Origin of the sequence: Burkholderia sp. Se-20373 (genome assembly GCF_017104705.1) — a bacterium.
Taxonomy (GTDB): Bacteria; Pseudomonadota; Gammaproteobacteria; order Burkholderiales; family Burkholderiaceae; genus Burkholderia.
The window spans coordinates 30,723-52,553 of record NZ_JAAGPH010000039.1 but is presented as its reverse complement, the minus strand read 5'-3'; the positions used below and the strand labels follow the sequence as shown (position 1 = coordinate 52,553).

Genomic DNA, 21,831 nt, shown 5'->3' with positions numbered 1-21,831 from the left:
GCACGTTGCCGCACGGGCGCTGAACCATGCGCGCTGAAACGCCGCTGAGGCCCGTGCCATATGGGGTTTCAGGAAATTTGATCGACCGCCCGGTTCCGATAGATGAGTGAAACCTCTGATGGTGCGTCGCAACAATCCTTGACTAGACTGTCGAATGGCAAAAGCGCGTCGCATCCCGGCGCGATCCTTTCGACATGCCCCAAGCGTTGCCGATGCGGTGCGCAAGGGGGCAGGAGCAAAACGCGTGACCGTATTCGACCCTTCCTTCGAACCCTCGCTGCACGTCTTCGAGCAAGACGGCGGATGGCAATGGGCGCTGACGGTGAAGCGGGCGACCGGCGTTGGCGTGAAAGTCGTTGCGTTCAGCCGGGACGGCTTTCGCGGCGAAGCCGAGGCCTACGCCGCCGGCCAGCTTGCCCGCGCCGCGTATGACGCCGCCGTGACGGCCTGACGCCGTCGCGTCGATCCCGCCGCCCGAGGATCGTCTTCATCGCTTGCCGCCCGCCGCCGGGTGGTTTTTCCCGATCGCTTTCAGTTTTTCCGTTGCCTGTCGCGCTTTGCGCGACAACGCGTGCGGCGCGCGTGCGCGCCCGTCCGCCCGAGCTCGCCGCGCCAAATGGTCCGTACCATTCGACACGTGTGTGCCATACGCCGCGCTTAACGTCCCTGCACGGCGTCCGTCGCGCCGGCGATGCGGCTTCGCGCCGCGATTGGAATGCCGGATGCCGGACGCCGACCCATCGACAAGAATGCAGGTCATGTGCGACGACAGAACCGACTACCACCGCCATGCGCGCGGCGGATCGCGCACGGCGCGGGCGCCGGAACGGGGATTCACGCTGATCGAGGTGCTGATCGCGCTGGCGATCGTCGCCGTGGCGCTGGGCGCCGTGATGCGCGCGCTGTCGGATCTCGGGTGCGATCGTTGGCGAGCGCCGCCGCCCGACATGCTGCAGCCGTTGCGCGTGCGCCTGCGGCTCGCGCCGAATCCCGATGCGGCCGCCGCCGTGCCGGCGTCGGCGGCGCGCATGCCGTGACGTCCGAGCGCGTGCGCGGACGTGGCGCGATATCGTAATAACATATGACGTTATTGCGTTGGCGGGACGATGACGTCCTGCTTCTTCACACGGAGCCACCCATGCAACTCTCCCAGCTAGGCGGGCATGTCGCCCAGTCCGGTTTCGCCGAACGGCAGAAGCACGCCCAGGCGCTGATGTTCGGCATGGCCGACATCAACGAGTATGTTTCCGGCGGCGTCTGCTACGACGCCGCGGCTTATGTCCGGTACCTGCTGCGCAGCGATGCGATGATCGCGCCCGGCGCGCTGCTCGACACGATCGGCCAGCACTGGCGAGCCCGTTTCAACTTCGAGACCGGCGGTGAGTGGGACGGGCGCGCGAGCATTCCAGCGGGAACTGCGGTCGGCTTCTCGCGCGGCGGCACAGTCTTTCATGCGGCGATCGCCGTCGGCGGCAGCCGGATCCGGGCGATCAACGGCGGCCGCCTGGGCAGCGGATGGATGTATGCGGTCGACCTGGCGCGCGTGCTCGAGCCGGATGCGGCCGGCGGCTTCACATACGATCGAGCAAACATCCGGGTTCACCTGTCGCGCCTGTAGGCCGCCCGGCCTTGCCTGCCACGCCGGCCGCCACGCGTGGGCCGGGCGCCGCGCACGCGGCTGCCTTCCCGCGCTGCCGGCCACGCCGGCATGGCGTGGCGCTGTCCATCGCTGCTATCCTCTCGACCGTGATTGACTCTCCACGGCGTCGCGATCCGCATGCTGCGGTGCGGCGATGCACGCGGTGTGAACCCCGTGCGCGCTGAGGTAGCATGACTGAATATCCACGACGATCCGTGACCTGTTACGTGACTGATTTCCTACCGTCCATGTCCACATGGTCAAGACAACGATGAGCGACGCACCTGAAACCGCGGCGCCCGGCGACGACGAATCGTCCGGCGGTGCGTCGTCCTATCTGGTGCCGGGGCTCGAACGCGGGCTGCGGATCCTCGCCGAATTCTCCGCGCGCGAGCCGGTGCTCGGCGCGCCCGAACTGTCGAAGCGCATCGGCATTCCGCGCACGACCACGTTCCGCCTGCTGCAGACGCTCGAAGCGCTCGGTTTCCTCGAGCGTGTGAACGGCGACCGCTATTTCCGGCTCGGCGTCGGCGTGCTGCGGCTCGGCTTCGAATACCTGAATTCGCTCGAACTGACCGATCTCGGCACGCCCGTGCTCGAGCGGCTGCGCGACGCGACCGGCCTGTCGACGCATCTGCTGATCCGCGACCAGCGTGACGTCGTGTTCGTCGCGAAGGCGCAGAGCAACACGTCGATGTTCGGTTCGGTGAAGGTGCACGTCGGCACGCGCCTGCCCGCGCATGCGACCGTGCACGGCCACGTGCTGATGGGCGACCTGACGCGCGACGCACTGCGCCAGCTCTATCCGGAAAAGCGGCTCGAGCAGTTCACCGAGCGCACGCCGGGCACCGTCGACGAACTTTACGAACGCGTGCGCCATTACGCGCGGCTCGGCTACGCGGTGAGCGAGGCGGCGTTCGAGAGCGGCATTTCGGCCGTGACCGCACCCGTACGCGATCATTCGGGCTCGATCGTCGCGGCGATCACCGCGACCGTGCCGCGCTCGGAAATCGGCGAGGCCCGCGAGAAGGAACGGCTCGTCGAAGCCGTGTGCGGCGCGGCGGTCGACCTGTCACAGCGGCTGAACTATCGTCCGCTCGAAAGCGATCCGACCTTCGCGCACGCGCGCCACAAGGTCGCGATGTTCTGAGTGCGCCGATGCGCGGCCGGCGGCCGTGCAAATGCCATCTGCGAAAGAAAAAGAGCGGCCCGCGGGCCGCTCTTGTCGTTTCAGGCGCCGCACGCCCGACGTCGTTCAGAACGAGTGGTGGATCCCGGTGAGCACGATCACCTGGTTCGCCGTGCTCGACACACCTGCCGTGAAGAAAGCGGCCTTTGCACCGCCCGAACCGTGCTCGTACAACACGTTCGCGTAAAGCTGCGTGCGCTTCGACAGCGCATAGATGTCGCCGAGCTCGACCTGCGTCCAGCGGCGGCCGGCCAGCGTCGTGGTCGCCGCGCCGCCCGCGATCGTGTTGAACGCGCTGCTGCGGTAGTTCACCCCCGCGTCGTAGCTCTGGAACGTGTCCGAAAAGCCGTTCGACTGCATCTTCGTGCGCGTGTACAGGCCGTGCACGAGGAAGTCGCCGAACTGGTAGGACGCCCCCGCACCGATGTTCTCGACCTTGCTCGCGGTGTAGCCGTTCGCGGTGTTCTGCCCCTGGAACGACGTGATGCCGGTCGTGCCGATCAGGATCGAGCGGTCGTGCTCGTTCGAGTACACGGCCGACGCCTTGAACGGCCCGTTCGCATAGTTCAGCGCGACGCCGACCGACTTGCCGGTCGAGAAGTTCGTCGTGTTGCCGAGCGCCATCGTCGCCGCGGCCGAGAAGCCCGCGAAGGTCGGCGAGCGGTACTTGACCGAGTTGTTGTACGGCACGTTGCCGGTCGCGGCGAGCCCGTCGATGTTGCCGGGGTGGAACGCGTACCAGCTCATCGCGAGGTAGGCCGTGCTGAGCGGATCGAGATAATCGAACGACAGCGGCGTCTGGCGGCCGAGCGTCAGCGTGCCGTAGCGTTCCGAGCCGAGGCCGACGAAGGCCGCGCGGTTCCAGATCGTGTTCGCGGTCGCGAACTGGCCGTTGTTCGTATAGAAGCCGTTTTCGAGCTGGAAGATCGCCGACAGGCCGTCGCCGAGGTCTTCCTTGCCCTTCAGGCCCCACCGGTCGGGCTGCGTATTGCCCTGGATCATCGCCCACTTCGCGTGGCCGCCGACGTTGTTCACGTATGCGACGCCCGCATCCATGCTGCCGTACAGCGTCACGCTGCTCTGCGCCCACGCGCCCGACACGGCGCCCACTCCGATCACTGCTGCTGCTACCGCATGCTTGACCATTTGATCTCCTGAATCTCCAACCTGATGAATACGTGCCGTGGCGGCATGCGCGGGAACGGCCGGCCGTCGCGCGTTTTCGCCATCGAGCGGGCATTCGTATGTTCCATATAAGGAACAATGTACCTCTGATGGAATGGAGTATAGGGGTGTCTCGCACCGTATCAAAAATAATTTTTTCGGGACGGATGGGTTTCCGGCCGACGCCCGGTGTCGGTGCACGAAACCCGCGTAAACCCGGTAAAGCCCCGTCGTATAACAAAAAAATTCATCTGATGAGGTGGGTGCACGCGATTGCCGACCCGACGGTCAGTGTTTTCCCTAGGGCGTGCAGCTTTTTGTTTTACTCGTGGAAAGTCGCTCCTATAATCACCATCCATAAACTGCTGTTCCGGGTATGGAACAAATCGGAACAAACCGAGAGTCGATCAGAAGGAAGGGTGTGAGATGTCTGAACAATGGGTTTGCGCCGGGCACGCCGGCGCGCTGTCGGAAGACACGCCGATCGAGTTCAAGCGGACCGACGGCGTCGAAATCGGGATCTACCGCGTCGGCGACGACGTGTATGCGCTCGAGAACGTGTGCCCGCATGCGTACGCGCTGCTGACGCAGGGGTTCGTCGACGGAGGCACGGTCGAATGCCCGCTGCACGAGGCCGTGTTCGACATCAAGACGGGCGAATGCCTGAAGGGTCCGGGCGGACGCGCACTGAAGCAGTACGCGGTGCGGCTCGCCGGCGAGGAAATCCAGATCAAGGTGGAGTGACATGAAAGAAGCGACCGTGAATTTCAATCCCTTCCTGAAGCCGTGGGTGGCGCCGCAGCCGAACAACGTCGCGGGCAAGGGGCAGATCGAGATCCCCGGCCAGGTCGAGAACCAGGTCTGGCAGAACCGCAAGGCCGCCCCGACCCAGTATGAAAACGACCTCGGCGATGCGCTCGAACGCGTGTTCGAAGCCGGCGCGGTCGAGCTGGACGAGGTCGTCGCGGGCCTGAACCGCATCGGCTTCCGCGCGCCGGACGGCACGGTCTGGACACCTGAGCGCTTCCGCGCCGAAATGGCCTCGCTCGCGGAATGACCGCGCAAGCGCCGACCGCCGATCCGACGACAACCGTATCCGGAGCACACTGATGACGTCCCCCGAACAACACGCAGCACAACACGACCCGGTCCGTGCCTATCTCGACCGCGGCATCAAGAACTACTGGTACCCCGTCGCGCCGAGCTGGCAGGTGTCGAATGCGCCGGTCGGCCTCACGCGCCTGTCCGAGCAGATCGTGCTGTGGCGCGATCACGACGGCAAGGTCCACGCGCTCGAGGATCGCTGCCCGCACCGCGGCGCACGCCTGTCGCTCGGCTGGAACCTCGGCGGCAACATCGCGTGCTGGTATCACGGCATCGAAGTCGACGGCGGCGGCACGGTCAACCGCGTGCCGGCCGTATCGAACTGTCCGCTCGAAGGCACGAAGTGCGTGAAGTCGTATCCGGTCGAAGAGAAGGCCGGCGCGATCTTCCTGTGGTTCGGTGACGAAGCGCACGGCGAGCCGGCGCCGCTGAACCTGCCCGAGGAACTGGTCGACGATGCGTACGGCCACTTTCTGTGCGTGTCGAACTGGAAGTGCAATTACCAGTACGCGATCGACAACGTGATGGACCCGATGCATGGCGCGTACCTGCATGCCACGTCGCACTCGATGGCCGAAGGCGACAAGCAGGCCGACATGCGCGTGCGCAAGACGGAAACGGGCCTGATGTTCGAGAAGATCGGCCAGCGCGACGTGAACTTCGACTGGGTCGAGCTCGGCGAAACGGGCTGCCTGTGGATGCGCCTCGCGATTCCTTACAAGCAGAAGTTCGGCCCGGGCGGCAACTTCGGGATCATCGGCTTCGCGACGCCGGTCGACGGCGACAACTGCCAGGTCTACTTCTGGCGCACCCGCAAGGTCAGCGGCTGGCAGCGCGACGTGTGGCGCTTCATGTATCGCAACCGCCTCGAGGGCTTGCACTGGGACGTGCTCGAGCAGGACCGCTACGTCCTCGAAAGCCTCGCGCCGAATGCGCGCGATCACGAATACCTGTATCAGCACGACGTCGGCATGACGCGCGTGCGCCGGATGCTGCGCACCCGTGCGCAGGAGCATCTTGCGGCGCTCGACGCGCATCGCGCGGCGCGGGCGCAGGCCGCATCGGAGCCGGCAAATGGCTGAGCGCGCTCCGGTCGTGTCGCTCGCGGGGCGCCGCGTGCTCGTCACGGGCGGTGCGCGCGGGCTCGGCGCGGCGTTCGTGACGGCGCTCGTCGAAGCGGGCGCGCAGGTCGCGTTCGGCGACGTGCTGCTCGACGAAGGCCGCGCGCTGGCCGCGCAACTCGCCGCAGCCGGCCACGTCGCGCATTGCTTCGCGCTCGATCTCGCCGATCCGGCGAGCGTCACCGCGTTCGTCGCGCAGAGCGCGGCGGCGCTCGGCGGCATCGATGCACTGATCAACAACGCGGCGATCACGAACTCGGGCGGCAAGCTGTCGACCGAGCTCGACGTGTCGACCTGGGACGCCGTGATGAACGTGAACGTGCGCGGCGTGTGGCTCGTCAGCAATGCGGCGCTGCCGTATCTCGCGCAGTCGGGCCGCGGCGCGATCGTGAACCTCGCGTCGGACACCGCGCTGTGGGGCGCGCCGAAGCTGCTCGCGTACGTCGCGAGCAAGGGCGCGGTGATCGCGATGACGCATGCGCAGGCACGCGAGTTCGGCGCGCACGGCGTGACGGTCAATGCGATCGCGCCGGGGCTGACTGAGGTCGAGGCGACCGCCTACGTGCCGGCCGAGCGCCACGCGTTCTACATGCAGGGCCGCGCGCTGACGCGTGCGCAGGTGCCCGACGACGTGACGGGCCCCGTGCTGTTCCTGCTGTCGGACGGCGCGCGCTTCGTGACAGGTCAACTGCTGCCGGTGAACGGCGGCTTCGTGATGAATTGATTGAATTGAAGTTTTCACTCTGATGAAGGAGAGGACGATGGCGGACGCCGATCTCGAACGCAAGTCGTGGGACCAGCCGGAAGGCGCAAGCTTCAACGACTGGATGGAAGGGCGCGTGGCGCGCTACGCAACCCGTCGCTACGACTGGGATGCACTGAAGTTCCAGGCCGACTACGACCCGAAGTACCGCCGTGCACAGATGCGCTACGTCGGCACGGGCGGCACGGGCGTCGCGAAGGACGTCAACACGGTGCCGGCCGGCGGCTTCACGTTCTCGACGATGGTCATCCCGGCCGGCAACATCGGCCCGAGCCACATCCACATGGACGTCGAGGAAATCTTCTTCGTGCTGCGCGGCAAGATGAAGGTGATCTGCGAGCGTGACGGCGAGACGTGGGAAGCGACCCTCGGCGAGCGCGACCTGATCTCGGTGCCGCCGGGCGTGTATCGCACGGAAATCAACATCGGCGAGGAAGATGCGCTGATGTGCGTGATGCTCGGTTCGCCGAAGCCGGTCACGCCGACCTATCCGCCCGATTCGCCGCTCGCGAAGATCAAGCGCTGAGACGGAGCGGGTGAAGCAATGAGTGTCATCGACAAACGTGAACGCGACCGCACCGCGGCGTTCGCCGCGCTGCTCGGGCAGTTTCCCGAACAGCGTTGCGCGGCCGGCGCGGCGGGCATGATCGGTTATCGCGAGGCCGGCGCGCAGCATGCGGGCCGTGCGTTGCCCGTCGTGCTGCTGCACGGCATCGGCTCGGGCGCCGCATCGTGGGTCCGCCAGCTCGACACGCTCGGCGCATCGCGGCGCGTGCTCGCGTGGGATGCGCCCGGTTACGGCGTGTCGACGCCGGTGCACGGCGCGTCGCCCGCAGCCGCCGATTACGCGGCATCGCTGAACGCGTGGCTCGAGGCACTCGGCATCGAACGCTGCGTGCTGGTCGGTCATTCGCTCGGCGCGATCATCGCGGGCGGTCTCGTCCGCGTGACGCCCGCGCGGATCGCCGGCCTGCTGCTGGTGTCGCCCGCGGGCGGCTACGGCAGCGCATCGGCTGAAACGCGCGAATCGCGCCGCGACGCGCGGCTCGCGATGCTCGCCGAACTCGGCCCGGCCGGGCTCGCCGAGCAGCGCAGCGGCAACATGCTGTCCGGTTTCGCGAACGAGGATGCGCGTGCGTGGGTGCGGTGGAACATGGCGCGCATCGTGCCGGCCGGCTACGCGCAGGCCACGCATCTGCTCGCGAACGCCGATCTCGCCACCGATCTCGCCGGCTTTCGCGGCCGCACGGCCGTGGCCGTCGGCGCGAACGACGCGATCACGCCGCCCGCCGCATGCGAGCGGATCGCCGCGGCCGCGCACGTCGGGCTGCAGGTGATTCCGCAAGCAGGCCATGCCGGCTACGTGGAAGCACCGGCCGTCTATTCCGCACTGATCGACACGTTCTGCCGTCAGTGCGACCAACAGCGGGGACTGGCATGAATTACGACCCCCACGCTCACGTTCGTTCGCTGCCCCCCGAGGGGGCGGATGCCTCCCTTGGGGCGGCCCGGCGGGAGGCATCATGAACGAACCGCTGCAACAACCCGAACTCGAAAACGGCAAGGCCGAAGCCAGCTACGTGGTCCCCGGCCTCGAACGCGGGCTGCGGATTCTCGCCGAATTCTCGCCGCGCGAGCCCGTGCTCGGGGCGCCCGAATTGTCGAAGCGGCTCGGCATTCCGCGCACGACGGTGTTCCGTCTGCTGCAGACGCTCGAATCGCTCGGCTTCCTCGAGCGCGCGGACAAGGATCGCAACTACAAGCTCGGCATCGCCGTGCTGCGGCTCGGCTTCGAATACCTGAGCTCGCTCGAGCTGACCGATCTCGGCCTGCCCGTGATCGAAAGTCTGCGCGATGCGACCGGCTTCACGACGCACATCGTGATCCGCGACGGCCGCGACGTGGTGTTCGTCGCGAAGGCGCAGAGCCAGGCGCCGGTGTTCAGCTCGATCCGCGTGAATGTCGGCACGCGCTTGCCCGCGCATGCGACGACGCACGGGCACGTGCTGATGGGCGACCTGTCGCTGAAGGAGCTGCAGGCGCTGTATCCGGAAGGCGCATTGAACCGGATGACGAACGCGACGCCGGAGACGGTCGACGCGCTGTATGAAGTGATCCGCGAGGATGCGCTGCGCGGTTACGGCGTCAGCAACTCGTCGTTCGAGCGCGGCATCTCGGTCGTGACGGCGCCGGTGCGCAACGAGACGCAGAAGATCGTCGCGTGCATCACGGTGACGGTGCCGAGGCCGGAAATCGACGCGGCGCTGATCGCGGACGGTCTGATCGACAAGGTGCAGCGCGCAGCGGCGGAACTGTCGCGGCGGCTCAATTACCGCTCGGATGACGAGCACACGTTTCTCAAGGCTTTAGGACTCCGATGATCCAGATCGATCTGACCGGGCAGGTGGCGGTGGTGACGGGCGGTTCGTCCGGCATCGGCCTCGCGACCGCCGAACGGTTCCTGCAGGCGGGCGCGTCGGTCGCGATTTGCGGCCGGGACGGCGACCGTCTCGCACGCGCCGAAGCGATGCTCGTTGAAAAGTATCCGGGCGCGCAACTGCTCGCCGCGCGCTGCAACGTGCTCGACGAGCAGGATGTGGCCGCGTTCGCGCAAGCCGTATCGGCGCGCTTCGGCCGTGCCGACATGCTGGTCAACAACGCCGGCCAGGGCCGCGTGTCGACCTTCGCCGACACGACCGACGACGCATGGCGCGAAGAACTCGAACTGAAGTATTTCAGCATCATCCGCCCGACGCGCGCGTTCCTGCCGCTGCTGCGCGATGCGCAGGCGCCGACGATCACCTGCGTGAACTCGCTGCTCGCACTGCAGCCGGAGCCGCATATGGTCGCGACGTCGTCGGCGCGCGCGGGCGTGCTGAGCCTCGTGAAGTCGCTCGCGACCGAACTCGCGCCGCAGCGCATCCGCGTGAACTCGATCCTGATCGGCATCGTCGAGTCGGGCCAGTGGCGCCGCCGTTACGAAACGCAGGCGCAGTCCGGCGAGAGCTGGGAGGACTGGACGGGCGCGCTCGCCCGCACGAAGAACATTCCGCTGAACCGCTTCGGCAAGCCTGACGAGGCCGCCTGGGCACTCTTTTATCTCGCAACGCATCTGTCGTCGTACACGACGGGCAGCCATATCGACGTTTCTGGAGGCTTTGCACGCCATGTCTAAAAAAACCACGGTTGGCGAGCTGATTGCCGCCTTTCTCGAGCAGTGCGGCGTGAAGACCGCATTCGGTGTCATCTCGATCCACAACATGCCGATCCTCGACGCGATCCACTCGCGCGGCAACATCCGGTATGTCGGTGCACGCGGCGAAGCCGGTGCGTTGAACATGGCCGACGGCCTGGCCCGCGTGTCGGGCGGCCTCGGCGTCGCGTTCACGAGCACGGGCACGGCGGCGGGCAACGCGGCCGGCGCGATGGTAGAGGCGCTGACGGCCGGCACCGCGCTGCTGCACGTCACGGGCCAGATCGAGACGCCGTACCTCGACCAGGATCTCGCGTACATCCACGAAGCGCCGGACCAGCTGTCGATGCTGCATTCGATCTCGAAGGCCGCGTTCCGCGTGCGCACCGTCGAAACCGTGTTGCCGACGATCCGCGAAGCCGTGCGCATCGCGCAGACCGCGCCGACGGGCCCCGTGTCGGTCGAGATTCCGATCGACATCCAGGCCGCTGAAATCGAATGGCCGACAGACCTCGCGCCGGCCCACGTCGCGGTGCGCGAGCACGACACCGCTCGCGTCGCGAAGCTCGCCGATGCCCTCGCGGCCAAGCGCCGCCCGCTGCTGTGGCTCGGTGGCGGCGCCCGCCATGCGCGCGAGGAAGTCGAGCGCCTCGTGAAGCTCGGCTTCGGCGTCGTGACGAGCGTGCAGGGCCGCGGCGTGCTGCCCGAAGATCACCCGGCGACGCTCGGCGCGTTCAACGTGCACGCGTCCGTCGAAGCGTTCTACAAGACCTGCGATGCGCTCGTCGTCGTCGGCTCGCGCCTGCGCGGCAACGAAACGCTGAAGTACAAGCTCGCGCTGCCGCAGCCGCTGTTCCGCGTCGACGCCGACGCGCTTGCCGACAACCGCGGCTATCGCAACGAGCTGTTCGTGCATGGCGATTCGAAGCGCGTGCTGGCTGAGCTGGCCGACCAGCTCGAAGGCCGCCTGGCGGTCGATCCGCAGTTCGCGGCCGATCTCGCGGCCGCCCGCGAGCAGGCGGTGGCCGACGTGTCGAAGGGCCTCGGGCCGTACAAGCAGCTCGTCGACACGCTGCAGGGTGCCGTGGGCCGCGACTACAACTGGGTGCGCGACGTGACGATCTCGAACAGCACGTGGGGCAACCGCCTGCTGAAGATCTTCGAGCCGCGCTCGGGCGTGCATGCGCTCGGCGGCGGCATCGGCCAGGGCATCCAGATGGGCATCGGCGCGGCGCTGGCGGATGCGGCGGCGAAGACGGTCTGCCTCGTCGGCGACGGTGGCCTGATGGTCAACGTCGGCGAACTCGTCACGGCCGTGCAGGAAAACGCGAACGTCATGATCGTGCTGATGAACGACCAGTGCTACGGCGTGATCCGCAACATCCAGGACGCGCACTACGGTGGCCGCCGCTGCTTCGTGCAACTGCACCAGCCCGATTTCGCGCAGTTCTGCGCGAGCTTCGGCCTCACGCACTACCGGATCACGTCGCTCGACCAGGCGGAAGCGATCGTGCGCGAAGGGATGGCGAAGGCCGGCCCGGTGATGGTCGAGGTCGACATGCTGTCGGTCGGCGCGTTCGCATCGAACTTCGCGGGCCCGCCGGTCAAGAAGGAAGAGCCGTCGGAGCGCCAATATGCTTAACGGGCAAAAGCGGGCCCACGCACCCGTCGACATCGCGATGATCGGCTTCGGTGCGATCGGCGCGGCCGTGTACCACGCGGTCGAGCACGATGCGTCGCTGCGCGTCGCGCACGTGATCGTGCCGGAACACCAGCGCGCGGCGGTGCAGGGCGTGCTGGGCGGCGCGGTGGAGGTCGTGTCGTCGGTCGACGCACTGGCCCGCCGCCCCGAGTTCGCGCTCGAATGCGCGGGCCACAGCGCGCTCGTCGATCACGTCGTGCCGCTGCTGAAGGCCGGCACCGATTGCGCGGTCGCGTCGATCGGCGCGCTGTCCGATCTCGCGCTGCTGGACGTGCTCGCACAGGCGGCCGACGAGGGCGACGCGACGGTCACGCTGCTGTCCGGCGCGATCGGCGGGATCGATGCGCTGGCGTCCGCGAAGCAGGGCGGCCTCGACGAAGTGCTGTACGTGGGCCGCAAGCCGCCGCTCGGCTGGCTCGGCACGCCCGCCGAGGCGCTGTGCGACCTGCGCGCGATGACCGCGGAAAAGGTGATCTTCGAAGGCAGCGCGCGCGATGCCGCGCGCCTGTATCCGAAGAACGCGAACGTCGCGGCCACCGTCGCGCTCGCGGGTCTCGGCCTCGATGCGACGCACGTGCGCCTGATCGCCGATCCGGCGGTCGAGCGCAACGTGCACCGCATCACCGCGCGCGGCGCATTCGGCGAGATGTCGCTGGAAATGAGCGGCAAGCCGCTGCCCGACAACCCGAAGACGTCCGCGCTGACGGCGTACAGCGCGATCCGCGCGCTGCGCAACCGCGCGGCCCGCTGCGTGATCTGACCGGGCCATTGAATGCCTGCCCGCGCCACGGCGAGGGCGGACGTGCAGAGACAGATTTGTGGACTTGTGACATGACTCCTTTCGATACGAGCCTCGTACCCGACGGCAACATCCTGATCGGCGGCGAATGGCGCCGCGGCCGTGGCGCGCCTTACGCGAGCATCTATCCGGCCGACCAGTCCGTGAACATGGAAGTGTCGACCGCGAATGCGGAAGACGCGGCCGAAGCCGTCGTGGCCGCCGACGCCGCATGGCGCCGCGCCGACTGGGCCGGGCTGAAGCCGCACCTGCGCGCGCAGGTGCTGTACCGCATCGCCGATCTGATCATGCAGCGCCACGAGGCGCTCGCGAACCTGCAGCGCCGCGACAACGGCAAGCCGATCGGCGAGACGCGCGTGCTGGTGGCGAGCGCCGCGAACACGTTCCGCTATTTCGCGGCGTGCCTCGAAACGCTCGACGAGGAACTGACGCCGTCGCGCGGCGACTACCTGACGATGAGCGTGTACGAACCGATCGGCGTGATCGCGGCGATCACGCCGTGGAATTCGCCGATCGCGTCCGATGCGCAGAAGCTCGCGCCGGCGCTGGCCGGCGGCAACGCGGTGGTGCTGAAGCCGGCCGAAGTCACGCCGCTCGTGTCGCTCGCGCTGGCGCGCATCTGCGAGGAAGCGGGCGTGCCGAAGGGTGTGCTGAGCGTGCTGCCGGGCAAGGGCTCGGTGATCGGCGACGTGCTCGTGCGTCATCCGCTGGTGAAGAAGGTGTCGTTCACCGGCGGCACCGAAGTGGGCCGCGGCATCGCGCGCATCGCGGCCGAGAAGCTGATGCCCGTGTCGCTCGAACTCGGCGGCAAGTCGCCGACGATCGTCTGCGACGACGCCGATCTTGACCACGCGGTCAACGGCGTGCTGTACGGCATCTTCAGCTCATCGGGCGAGGCGTGCATCGCGGGCTCGCGGCTGTTCGTGCAACGTTCGGTGTACGACGAATTCATGAAGCGCCTGGTCGCGGGCGCACGCAAGCTGCGCGTGGGCGATCCGACGCGGCCCGACACGCAGATGGGGCCGCTGATCACCGCGAAGCATCGCGAATCGGTGGAACGCTACGTGGCGCTCGGCCTCGAGGAAGGCGGCCGCCTGCTGTGCGGCGGCGAGCGGCCGTCGGGCGACGGGCGCGAGAACGGCTTCTTCTATCAGCCGACGATTCTCGAAGGTTTGCCGAACAGCGCGCGCATCTGCCAGGAAGAAATCTTCGGCCCGGTGCTCGTCGCGATGCCGTTCGATGACGAAGCGTCGCTGATCGCGCAGGCGAACGATAGCGTGTTCGGCCTGGCGGCCGGCATCTGGACGCGCGACTACAAGCGCGCGTGGCGCATCGCGCGCGCGCTGGAGACGGGCACCGTCTGGATCAATACGTACAAGCTGTTCTCGATCTCCACGCCGTTCTCGGGCTGGAAGGAGAGCGGAATGGGGCGCGAGAAAGGGCGTCTCGGCATCCGCGAGTACATGCAGCAGAAGAGCCTCTACTGGGGCTTGAACGACGCGCCGCTGCCGTGGGCGAACTGAGCGAAGGGGAATGACGCAATGAGCATTTTGGGAATCGAGCAGATCACGTACGGCGTCGACGACCTCGCGACCTGCCGGCGCTTTTTCGCCGACTGGGGGATGAAGGAAGTCTCGCACGACGACACACGCGCACGCTTCGAGACGCTGAACGGGTGCACCGTGCTGGCCGTCAAGGCCGACGATCCGTCGCTGCCGCCCGCGTTCGAGGCGGGGCCGACGCTGCGGGAAGTCACGTGGGGCGTCGCGACGCGGCAGGCACTCGACGCGCTGCGCACGAAGCTCGCCGGCCAGCCCGGTTATTACGCGCAGGACGATGCGGTCGGCTGCATCGACCCGAACGGGATGGCGATCCGCATCGAAGTCACGCGCAAGCGCGCACTCGACATCACGGGCTCGCCGTCGAACGTGTGGGGCCAGACGCTGCGCGTCGACCAGCCGAGCCCGATCTATGCGCGCGCGGAGCCGGTCGAGGTCGGGCACGTGGTGTTCTTCACGAACTGCCTCGACGCGCAGGAAAAGTTCTATCACGAGTTGCTGGGCTTCGAGACGTCCGACCGTTACCCGGGCCGCGGCGCGTTCATGCGTTGCGCACCGCACGGCGGCCACCACGACCTGTTCCTGCTCGCGCTGCCGAACGGCAAACGCGGCCTGAACCACGTCGCGTTCACCGTGCGCGACATCCACGAGGTGTTCGGCGGCGGCATGCACATCGACCGCTGCGGTTGGGAAACGCAACTCGGCCCGGGGCGTCATCCGGTGTCGTCCGCGTACTTCTGGTACTTCCAGAACCCGGCCGGCGCGCTGATCGAGTACTACGCGGATGAAGACGTGCTGACGCCCGAATGGCAGCCGCGCGAGTTCGAACCGGGCCCGACCGTGTTCGCCGAATGGGCCGTCGACGGCGGCCTCGACGGCAACACGCGCCGGCAGAAGAACGCGAAGGCGCCGGAAGGCAAGTTCATGACGGAGCGAAAATCATGAGCGAAGGGAACGCACAGGAGCATGCCGCGCCCGGCACGGTCGTCGTGATCGGCGGCGGCCAGGCCGCCGGCTGGGTGTTGAAGACGCTGCGCGCGGAAGGCTTTGCGGGCCGCCTCGTGATGATCGCCGATGAACCGCATCTGCCGTACGAGCGGCCGCCGTTGTCGAAGGCCGTGCTGGCCGGGGACGCCGACATCGAAACCGTGCGCGTCGTGCGTCCGGACGAATTCGACGCGCTGAACGTGGAAGCATGGCAGCCGGAACGCGCCGCATCGATCGACCGTGCACGCCGCGTCGTGACAACCGAAAGCGGCCGCGAGATCGAATACGACCGTCTCGTGATCGCGACCGGCGGCACGTCGCGCCGCTTGCCGGACGCACTCGTGAGGATCCCGAACCTGCATTACCTGCGCACGCTCGACGAAGCGGCCGCGCTCGGCGAGAAGCTGCGCGCGAGCCGGCGCGTACTCGTGATCGGCGGCGGCTGGATCGGCCTCGAGGTCGCGGCGACCGCGCGCAAGCTCGGCGTCGACGCGGTGGTCGTCGAAGGCGCGCCGCGGCTGTGCGGCCGCTCGGTGCCGCAGATCGTGTCGGATTTCCTGCTCGACCTGCACCGCGCGAACGGTGTGGACGTCCGCCTCGGCGCGGCGCTCGCGTCGCTCGACGCGCAGCCGGACGACGCGTCGAAGGTGCGCGCGACGCTCGCCGACGGCACGACGATCGACGCCGATTTCGCGGTGGCCGGCATCGGCCTCGCGCTGAACGCGTCGCTCGCGAGCGACGCGGGGCTGGCGATCGACGACGGCATCGTCGTCGACGAATTCGGCGCGACGAGCGACCCGGCGATCTTCGCGTGTGGCGACGTCGCGAACCATCACAACGGCTGGCTGAAGCGGCGCGTGCGGCTCGAATCATGGGCCAACGCGCAGAACCAGGCGATCGCGGCGGCAAAAGCCGTGCTCGGCGTGCGCGCCCCGTACGCGGAGATTCCGTGGTTCTGGTCCGATCAGTACGACGTGAACCTGCAGATCCTCGGTGATCTGCCGGCCGATGCGCAGCTCGTCGTGCGCGGCGAGCTTGCCGCGCGACGCGCGACGCTGTTTTTCGTGGGCGAAGGACATGTGAGAGGTGTCATCGCCGTCAACAACGCGCGTGAGCTGAAGCTCGCGCGCAAGTGGATGAACCAGGGCCGGGCAGTGGATACGGAAGCGCTGGCAGACACGAGCAAGACACTGGCCTGACCGGGCGACGAGACACAGGAGACTCCCCGCATGAGCACTTTCGACAACGTCGTGGCCGGTCGCGCCACGATGGAAGCTGCCGCCTCCACGCCCGGCGCGATCATCGCGCGGCTCGAGCGGCTTCCCGCCAACGCGATGCAGATCCGCGCGCGCGTGCTGATCGGCACCGCGACGTTCTTCGACGGCTTCGACGTGATCACGATCGCGGCGACGCTGCCGTTGCTGATTCACAAATGGGGGCTGTCGCCGACGCAGATCGGCATGCTGATCGCGTCCGGCGCGATCGGCCAACTGATCGGCGCCTTCCTGTTTCCCGCGCTGGCGGAGAAGCACGGCCGCGTGAAGGCGATCGCATGGAGCTCGGCCGTGATCGGCATCACGAGCATCGCGTGCGGTTTCGCGCCGACCTTCGAGATCTTCGTACTGCTGCGGATTATGCAGGGCCTGGGCCTGGGCGGCGAGCTGCCGGTTGCCGCGACGTACATCAACGAGATCACGCGCGCCCATGGCCGCGGCCGCTTCGTGCTGCTGTACGAGATCGTGTTCCCGATCGGCCTGCTCGTGTCGATGGCGCTCGGTGCGTGGCTCGTGCCGCGCTTCGGTTGGGAAATCATGTACTTCGTCGGTGGGCTGCCGCTGATCCTGTCGCTGGTGCTCACGCGTCTCGTACCGGAATCGCCGCGCTGGCTCGCGTCGCGCGGGCGGCTGGCCGAAGCAGGGCGGGCGGTCGGTGCGTTCGAAGCGTCGGTGCGCGGCGAACTGCCGCCGGTCACGCAGGCGGCCGCGTTCGACGAGATGGTGCGTCAGCATCCGAAGCGCAAGATGAGCGATCTGTTCAGCGCCGCGTATCGCAAGCGCACGCTCGCGGTGGCGACGTTGTGGGCGACCTGCGGGTTCATCCAGTACGGGTTGTCGACGTGGCTGCCGACGATCTACAAGAACTTCTATCACGCGCCGTTGCAGCTCGCGCTGAACCTCGCGGTGATCGGCTCGGTGATGGGCGTGCTCGGGTCGCTGGCGTCGGCGCTGCTCGTCGACAAGCTCGGCCGCAAGCCGGTGATCGTGTGGTCGTTCGTGCTGTGCGCGCTGTCGCTGGCGTTCGCGGGCTTCTATCACGCTTCGTCGGTGTATGTCGTGTCGATCTTCTGCTCGCTGTCGCTCGGGTTGATGGCGTCGGGGTTCATTACCGCGTACGTCTATACGCCGGAGCAGTATCCGACGAGCATCCGCGCGTCGGGCTGCGGGCTCGGCAGCGCATGGCTGAAGATCGCGTCGTTCGTCGCGCCGATGGTGGTGCCGCACGCGATCATCGGCGGCAACCTCGCGCCGGCGTTCTACCTGATCGGCATCGTGCCGCTGATCGCGGCGGTGACCGTGCACTTCGTCGGGATCGAGACGAAGGGCAAGGTGCTGGAAGCGCTCGAAGCGTAAGCGCGGCCGGCCAGCGGTATCGGATGAGGTGGAGAGGCCCGGGCGATGTCCGGGCCTTGTTGTTCGGCGGCGATCCGGTTGTTGCGGAGGGGGGCGACGGATCGTTCGAATGCGTGACATAGCCGACTTTCGGCTTGCATGTTCTAATTCACGATCCCGTTTTTCGACCGACCGTCGCCATGCCCCTGTTCGAACCCGTCACGCTGGATACTTCCCGCCTCGTCCTGCGCCCGCTGCGCGAAGCCGACGCGCATGCGTTCTTCGAAATCTGGTCGGATGCGGAAGCGATGCGCTATTTCTCGTTCTCGCCGATGACGCAGATCGAGCAGGCCGAGGCGCGCGTCGCGCGCAACGTGCAGACGTCCGCGAGCGGAGAGAGCCTGACCTGCGTGCTCGAATTGCGGGAAACCGGCGAAGCGCTCGGCGAATGCGCGCTGTTCCATGCGAACGAGCAATGCCGGCGCGCCGAGATCGGCTTCAGCCTGCGGCGGAAGTACTGGCGCGGCGGATACATGCGCGAGGCGGCATCGGCCATGATCGATCACGCATTCGGCACGCTGCGGCTGAACCGGCTCGAAGCCGATATCGATCCGCGCAACGTCGCGTCCGCGGGGCTGCTCGAACGGCTGGGTTTCGCACGGGAAGGGCTGCTGCGCGAACGCTGGATCGTCGGCGACGAAGTGTCGGACAGCGCGCTGTATGGGTTGCTGGCGAGCGACCGGCGCGGGTGACTTGCCGGATTCACGGCGCGAACGTACCCTTGGCCAACACTATCCTCCATCGGCACGTGCTCGACCATGCAAGCTCATCCTCTGCGTCTTTCCCCCGGCGACGACCTGCGCGCGTCGATCGAGCATGCATTGCGTCAGCACGACGCGCACGCGGCCTTCGTGATCCAGGGCATCGGCAGCCTGAGCGTCGCGCAGTTGCGTTTCGCCGGCGCGGACCAGCCGACCGAACTGCGCGGTGACCTCGAAATCCTGACGCTGGCCGGCTCGGTATCGCCGGACGGCGCGCATCTGCATATGTCGATCTCGGATGCGGCCGGCCGCGTGACGGGCGGCCATGTCGCGAGCGGCTGCGTGGTGCGCACGACCGCCGAGATCCTGCTGGCCGTGCTGCCCGCGCATCGCTTTGCGCGCGAACCCGACCCGCACACCGGCTTCAACGAACTGGTGATCCGCCGCGAGCCGGGTGGCGAGGGCGCGTGACGATTGCAACGCAGCGGTAAAAACGCCGGTCATGGCGGCTTTCCCGCTATCTCCGGAGAGGCTTGTTTCGAAACCGCATAAAAAAATGGCGCCGCGGGCATTCAGCCTGCGACGCCATTGCGTAGTGTGCTGCGCCGTCAACCGCCCGCCGCAGCCCGCTCCGCGTGCTTACATCTGCACGGTGTCGGCCACTTCCTTGAAGTCTTCGATCTGGTCGAAGTTCATGTACTTGTAGATCTGGTCGCCGTTCGCGCTGAGCACGCCCATGTCGGCCATGTACTCTTCCTTGGTCGGGATCTTGCCCAGCCGCGAGCAGATCGCCGCCAGTTCCGCCGAGCCGAGATACACGTTCGTGTTCTTGCCGAGGCGGTTCGGGAAGTTGCGGGTCGACGTCGACATGACCGTCGCGCCTTCGCGCACCTGAGCCTGGTTACCCATGCACAGCGAGCAGCCCGGCATTTCGGTACGCGCACCGGCCGTGCCGAACACGCCGTAGTGGCCTTCTTCGGTCAGTTGCTTCTGGTCCATCTTGGTCGGCGGCGCGACCCACAGCTTGACCGGGATGTCGCGCTTGCCTTCGAGCAGCTTCGACGCGGCACGGAAGTGACCGATGTTGGTCATGCACGAGCCGATGAACACTTCGTCGATCTTCGCGCCTGCGACGTCCGACAGCGTCTTCACGTCGTCCGGGTCGTTCGGGCACGCGACGATCGGCTCGTGGATGTCGGCGAGGTCGATCTCGATGACGGCCGCGTACTCGGCGTCGGCATCCGGCGACAGCAGTTGCGGGTCGGCCAGCCACTGCTCCATCGCCTGGATACGGCGCTGCAGGCTGCGCGGATCCTGATAGCCCTGCGCGATCATCCACTTCAGCAGCGTGATGTTGCTGTTCAGGTACTCGATGATCGGTTCCTTGTTCAGGTGCACCGAGCAACCGGCAGCCGAACGCTCGGCCGACGCATCCGACAGCTCGAACGCTTGCTCGACCTTCAGGTCGGGCAGGCCTTCGATTTCGAGGATGCGGCCCGAGAAGATGTTCTTCTTGCCTTGCTTGGCGACCGTCAGCATGCCTTGCTTGATCGCGTACAGCGGAATCGCGTTGACGAGGTCACGCAGCGTGACGCCCGGCTGCATCTTGCCCTTGAAGCGGACCAGCACCGATTCCGGCATGTCCAGCGGCATCGTGCCGGTGGCGGCCGCGAACGCGACCAGGCCCGAACCTGCCGGGAAGCTGATGCCGATCGGGAAGCGCGTGTGCGAATCGCCGCCGGTGCCGACGGTGTCGGGCAGCAGCATGCGGTTCAGCCACGAGTGGATCACGCCGTCGCCCGGGCGCAGCGCGATACCGCCGCGCGTGCTGATGAAGTTCGGCAGCGTCTGGTGCGTCTTCACGTCGACCGGCTTCGGATAAGCGGCGGTGTGGCAGAACGACTGCATCACGAGGTCGGCCGAGAAGCCGAGGCACGCGAGATCCTTCAGTTCGTCGCGGGTCATCGGGCCCGTGGTGTCCTGCGAGCCGACCGAGGTCATCTTCGGTTCGCAGTACGTGCCCGGGCGCACGCCCTGGCCTTCCGGCAGACCGCAGGCGCGGCCGACCATCTTCTGCGCGAGCGAGAAGCCCTTGCCGCTGTCGGCCGGCTGGTGCGGCAGGCGGAACAGCGTCGACGGCGCGAGGCCGAGCGCTTCACGTGCCTTCGCGGTCAGGCCGCGGCCGATGATCAGCGGAATGCGGCCGCCGGCGCGCACTTCGTCGAACAGCACGTCGGACTTGACCTGGAATTCGGCGATGACCTTGCCGTCCTTCAGCGCCTTGCCTTCGTACGGGCGCAGTTCGACCACGTCGCCCATTTCCATCTGCGACACGTCGAGCTCGATCGGCAGCGCGCCGGCATCTTCCATCGTGTTGTAGAAGATCGGGGCGATCTTGCCGCCGAGGCACACGCCGCCGAAGCGCTTGTTCGGGACGAACGGGATATCTTCGCCGGTGAACCACAGCACCGAGTTGGTGGCCGACTTGCGCGAGGAGCCGGTGCCGACCACGTCGCCCACGTAGGCGACCAGGTGACCCTTTTCCTTCAGCGATTCGATGAACTTGACCGGGCCGCGCTTGCCGTCTTCTTCCGGCGTGATACCCGGGCGCGCGTTCTTCAGCATCGCCAGTGCGTGCATCGGGATGTCCGGGCGGGTGGTGGCGTCCGGGGCCGGCGACAGGTCGTCGGTGTTGGTTTCGCCCGTCACCTTGAACACGGTGATGGTCAGGCTTTGCGGCACTTCCGGACGGCTCGTGAACCATTCGGCGTCGGCCCAGCTCTGCAGCACGGCCTTCGCGTGCGCGTTGCCCTTGTCGGCGAGTTCCTTGACGTCATGGAACTGGTCGAACATCAGCAGGGTTTTCTTCAGTGCGTCGGCAGCCACGGCAGCGACGGCTTCATCGGACAGCAGCTCGATCAGCGGCTGGATGTTGTAGCCGCCCAGCATCGTGCCGAGCAGTTCGGTCGCGCGTTCGCGCGAGATCAGCGGGCAGACGGTCTCGCCCTTGGCCACGGCGGCCAGGAAGCCGGCCTTCACGCGGGCGGCTTCGTCGACGCCGGCGGGCACGCGATGGGTGATCAGGTCGAGCAGCGTCTGCTCTTCGCCGGCGGGCGGGTTCGTCAGCAGTTCCACCAGTTCGGCGGTCTGCTGAGCCGTCAGCGGCAGGGGAGGAATACCGAGCGCGGCGCGGGCGGCCACGTGAGCACGAAAGTTTTCAAGCATGGGGAGACCTGCTGAT

At 67.2% G+C, this 21,831-nt stretch carries 21 protein-coding genes and 1 pseudogene; 20 read left to right on the top strand and 2 right to left on the bottom strand.

Going from position 1 to position 21,831, the window contains the following annotated elements; all coding sequences use genetic code 11:
* Positions 1-244 precede the first annotated feature (244 nt).
* The 4 genes and pseudogenes from G3N96_RS15715 to G3N96_RS15695 all read left to right on the top strand — a co-directional run bounded on the left by G3N96_RS15715 (position 245) and on the right by G3N96_RS15695 (position 2,789).
* Positions 245-451 (top strand): hypothetical protein, encoded by a 207-nt coding sequence (locus G3N96_RS15715; protein WP_089429068.1) that lies wholly within the window; start codon positions 245-247, stop codon positions 449-451.
* A gap of 307 nt (positions 452-758) precedes the next feature.
* Positions 759-905 (top strand): annotated as a pseudogene (locus G3N96_RS15710) (type II secretion system protein); the annotation flags it as partial.
* A gap of 176 nt (positions 906-1,081) precedes the next feature.
* The gene (gene tecA / locus G3N96_RS15700) at positions 1,082-1,618 is read left to right on the top strand and encodes a type 6 secretion system effector deamidase TecA (protein ID WP_241022656.1); all 537 of its coding nucleotides are present in this window, start codon (positions 1,082-1,084) and stop codon (positions 1,616-1,618) included.
* A 277-nt stretch (positions 1,619-1,895) separates the two neighbouring features.
* Positions 1,896-2,789, top strand: coding sequence for an IclR family transcriptional regulator (locus tag G3N96_RS15695; protein WP_206137741.1), 894 nt, complete (start codon positions 1,896-1,898; stop codon positions 2,787-2,789).
* A gap of 105 nt (positions 2,790-2,894) precedes the next feature.
* On the opposite strand, the gene G3N96_RS15690 is transcribed toward G3N96_RS15695, so the two are convergent.
* Positions 2,895-3,974, bottom strand: coding sequence for a porin (locus tag G3N96_RS15690; RefSeq protein WP_206137740.1), 1,080 nt, complete (start codon positions 3,972-3,974; stop codon positions 2,895-2,897).
* Positions 3,975-4,418: 444 nt separating this feature from the next.
* Here G3N96_RS15690 and G3N96_RS15685 point away from each other — a divergent pair, with 444 nt between their 5' ends.
* From G3N96_RS15685 to G3N96_RS15610, 16 genes are all read left to right on the top strand, one after another.
* A complete protein-coding gene (locus G3N96_RS15685; RefSeq protein WP_206137739.1) occupies positions 4,419-4,736 on the top strand; it encodes a non-heme iron oxygenase ferredoxin subunit in 318 nt (105 codons plus the stop codon).
* Position 4,737: 1 nt separating this feature from the next.
* Positions 4,738-5,049 carry a recombinase-like helix-turn-helix domain-containing protein gene (locus G3N96_RS15680; protein ID WP_039344088.1) on the top strand — a complete coding sequence of 104 codons (312 nt, stop codon included), beginning with the start codon at positions 4,738-4,740 and terminating at the stop codon, positions 5,047-5,049.
* 52 nt (positions 5,050-5,101) lie between these two features.
* Positions 5,102-6,178 carry an aromatic ring-hydroxylating dioxygenase subunit alpha gene (locus tag G3N96_RS15675; protein WP_124583990.1) on the top strand — a complete coding sequence of 359 codons (1,077 nt, stop codon included), beginning with the start codon at positions 5,102-5,104 and terminating at the stop codon, positions 6,176-6,178.
* Positions 6,171-6,941 (top strand): SDR family oxidoreductase, encoded by a 771-nt coding sequence (locus G3N96_RS15670; protein WP_206137738.1) that lies wholly within the window; start codon positions 6,171-6,173, stop codon positions 6,939-6,941. Before G3N96_RS15675 ends, G3N96_RS15670 begins: the two co-directional genes overlap by 8 nt.
* Before the next feature lie 37 nt (positions 6,942-6,978).
* Positions 6,979-7,506 (top strand): cupin domain-containing protein, encoded by a 528-nt coding sequence (locus G3N96_RS15665; protein WP_124583994.1) that lies wholly within the window; start codon positions 6,979-6,981, stop codon positions 7,504-7,506.
* Between the two features lie 18 nt (positions 7,507-7,524).
* A complete protein-coding gene (locus tag G3N96_RS15660) occupies positions 7,525-8,421 on the top strand; it encodes an alpha/beta fold hydrolase (protein WP_206137737.1) in 897 nt (298 codons plus the stop codon).
* An 82-nt stretch (positions 8,422-8,503) separates the two neighbouring features.
* Positions 8,504-9,361: an IclR family transcriptional regulator gene (locus tag G3N96_RS15655; protein WP_206137736.1), complete on the top strand. Its 858-nt coding sequence runs from the start codon at positions 8,504-8,506 to the stop codon at positions 9,359-9,361.
* On the top strand, positions 9,358-10,155 hold the full coding sequence (locus G3N96_RS15650) for an SDR family oxidoreductase (protein ID WP_206137735.1): 798 nt from the start codon (positions 9,358-9,360) through the stop codon (positions 10,153-10,155). The genes G3N96_RS15655 and G3N96_RS15650 overlap by 4 nt, the downstream gene beginning before the upstream one ends.
* Positions 10,148-11,815: a thiamine pyrophosphate-binding protein gene (locus tag G3N96_RS15645; RefSeq protein ID WP_206137734.1), complete on the top strand. Its 1,668-nt coding sequence runs from the start codon at positions 10,148-10,150 to the stop codon at positions 11,813-11,815. The genes G3N96_RS15650 and G3N96_RS15645 overlap by 8 nt, the downstream gene beginning before the upstream one ends.
* Positions 11,808-12,635 (top strand): aspartate dehydrogenase, encoded by an 828-nt coding sequence (locus G3N96_RS15640; protein ID WP_206137733.1) that lies wholly within the window; start codon positions 11,808-11,810, stop codon positions 12,633-12,635. Before G3N96_RS15645 ends, G3N96_RS15640 begins: the two co-directional genes overlap by 8 nt.
* A gap of 71 nt (positions 12,636-12,706) precedes the next feature.
* Positions 12,707-14,197, top strand: coding sequence for an aldehyde dehydrogenase (locus G3N96_RS15635; RefSeq protein WP_206137732.1), 1,491 nt, complete (start codon positions 12,707-12,709; stop codon positions 14,195-14,197).
* 18 nt (positions 14,198-14,215) lie between these two features.
* Complete coding sequence (locus G3N96_RS15630; protein ID WP_206137731.1) at positions 14,216-15,178, top strand: VOC family protein; 963 nt, start codon at positions 14,216-14,218, stop codon at positions 15,176-15,178.
* Positions 15,175-16,419, top strand: a complete 1,245-nt coding sequence (locus G3N96_RS15625) for an FAD-dependent oxidoreductase (protein ID WP_206137730.1) — start codon at positions 15,175-15,177, stop codon at positions 16,417-16,419. Before G3N96_RS15630 ends, G3N96_RS15625 begins: the two co-directional genes overlap by 4 nt.
* Positions 16,420-16,449: 30 nt before the next feature.
* Entirely contained in the window at positions 16,450-17,850 is a 1,401-nt protein-coding gene (locus G3N96_RS15620; RefSeq protein WP_206137729.1) for an MFS transporter, read from the top strand.
* Positions 17,851-18,029: 179 nt separating this feature from the next.
* Positions 18,030-18,581 (top strand): GNAT family N-acetyltransferase, encoded by a 552-nt coding sequence (locus G3N96_RS15615; RefSeq protein WP_206137728.1) that lies wholly within the window; start codon positions 18,030-18,032, stop codon positions 18,579-18,581.
* 66 nt (positions 18,582-18,647) lie between these two features.
* Positions 18,648-19,061: a PPC domain-containing DNA-binding protein gene (locus G3N96_RS15610; protein ID WP_206137727.1), complete on the top strand. Its 414-nt coding sequence runs from the start codon at positions 18,648-18,650 to the stop codon at positions 19,059-19,061.
* Between the two features lie 168 nt (positions 19,062-19,229).
* Here the strand turns inward: G3N96_RS15610 and acnB are convergent, their stop codons facing one another.
* Complete coding sequence (gene acnB, locus G3N96_RS15605; RefSeq protein WP_206137726.1) at positions 19,230-21,815, bottom strand: bifunctional aconitate hydratase 2/2-methylisocitrate dehydratase; 2,586 nt, start codon at positions 21,813-21,815, stop codon at positions 19,230-19,232.
* Between the last annotated feature and the right edge of the window lie 16 nt (positions 21,816-21,831).

Coding starts and splice junctions, on each gene's coding strand:
- G3N96_RS15685 (WP_206137739.1), top strand. CDS start 4,419: ATGTCTGAACAATGGGTTTGCGCCGGGCACGCCGGCGCGCTGTCGGAA.
- G3N96_RS15690 (WP_206137740.1), bottom strand. CDS start 3,974: ATGGTCAAGCATGCGGTAGCAGCAGCAGTGATCGGAGTGGGCGCCGTG.
- G3N96_RS15640 (WP_206137733.1), top strand. CDS start 11,808: ATGCTTAACGGGCAAAAGCGGGCCCACGCACCCGTCGACATCGCGATG.
- G3N96_RS15630 (WP_206137731.1), top strand. CDS start 14,216: ATGAGCATTTTGGGAATCGAGCAGATCACGTACGGCGTCGACGACCTC.
- G3N96_RS15620 (WP_206137729.1), top strand. CDS start 16,450: ATGAGCACTTTCGACAACGTCGTGGCCGGTCGCGCCACGATGGAAGCT.
- G3N96_RS15675 (WP_124583990.1), top strand. CDS start 5,102: ATGACGTCCCCCGAACAACACGCAGCACAACACGACCCGGTCCGTGCC.
- acnB (WP_206137726.1), bottom strand. CDS start 21,815: ATGCTTGAAAACTTTCGTGCTCACGTGGCCGCCCGCGCCGCGCTCGGT.
- G3N96_RS15655 (WP_206137736.1), top strand. CDS start 8,504: ATGAACGAACCGCTGCAACAACCCGAACTCGAAAACGGCAAGGCCGAA.
- G3N96_RS15610 (WP_206137727.1), top strand. CDS start 18,648: ATGCAAGCTCATCCTCTGCGTCTTTCCCCCGGCGACGACCTGCGCGCG.
- G3N96_RS15625 (WP_206137730.1), top strand. CDS start 15,175: ATGAGCGAAGGGAACGCACAGGAGCATGCCGCGCCCGGCACGGTCGTC.
- G3N96_RS15695 (WP_206137741.1), top strand. CDS start 1,896: ATGGTCAAGACAACGATGAGCGACGCACCTGAAACCGCGGCGCCCGGC.
- G3N96_RS15645 (WP_206137734.1), top strand. CDS start 10,148: ATGTCTAAAAAAACCACGGTTGGCGAGCTGATTGCCGCCTTTCTCGAG.
- G3N96_RS15615 (WP_206137728.1), top strand. CDS start 18,030: ATGCCCCTGTTCGAACCCGTCACGCTGGATACTTCCCGCCTCGTCCTG.
- G3N96_RS15635 (WP_206137732.1), top strand. CDS start 12,707: ATGACTCCTTTCGATACGAGCCTCGTACCCGACGGCAACATCCTGATC.
- tecA (WP_241022656.1), top strand. CDS start 1,082: ATGACGTTATTGCGTTGGCGGGACGATGACGTCCTGCTTCTTCACACG.
- G3N96_RS15670 (WP_206137738.1), top strand. CDS start 6,171: ATGGCTGAGCGCGCTCCGGTCGTGTCGCTCGCGGGGCGCCGCGTGCTC.
- G3N96_RS15665 (WP_124583994.1), top strand. CDS start 6,979: ATGGCGGACGCCGATCTCGAACGCAAGTCGTGGGACCAGCCGGAAGGC.
- G3N96_RS15660 (WP_206137737.1), top strand. CDS start 7,525: ATGAGTGTCATCGACAAACGTGAACGCGACCGCACCGCGGCGTTCGCC.
- G3N96_RS15680 (WP_039344088.1), top strand. CDS start 4,738: ATGAAAGAAGCGACCGTGAATTTCAATCCCTTCCTGAAGCCGTGGGTG.
- G3N96_RS15650 (WP_206137735.1), top strand. CDS start 9,358: ATGATCCAGATCGATCTGACCGGGCAGGTGGCGGTGGTGACGGGCGGT.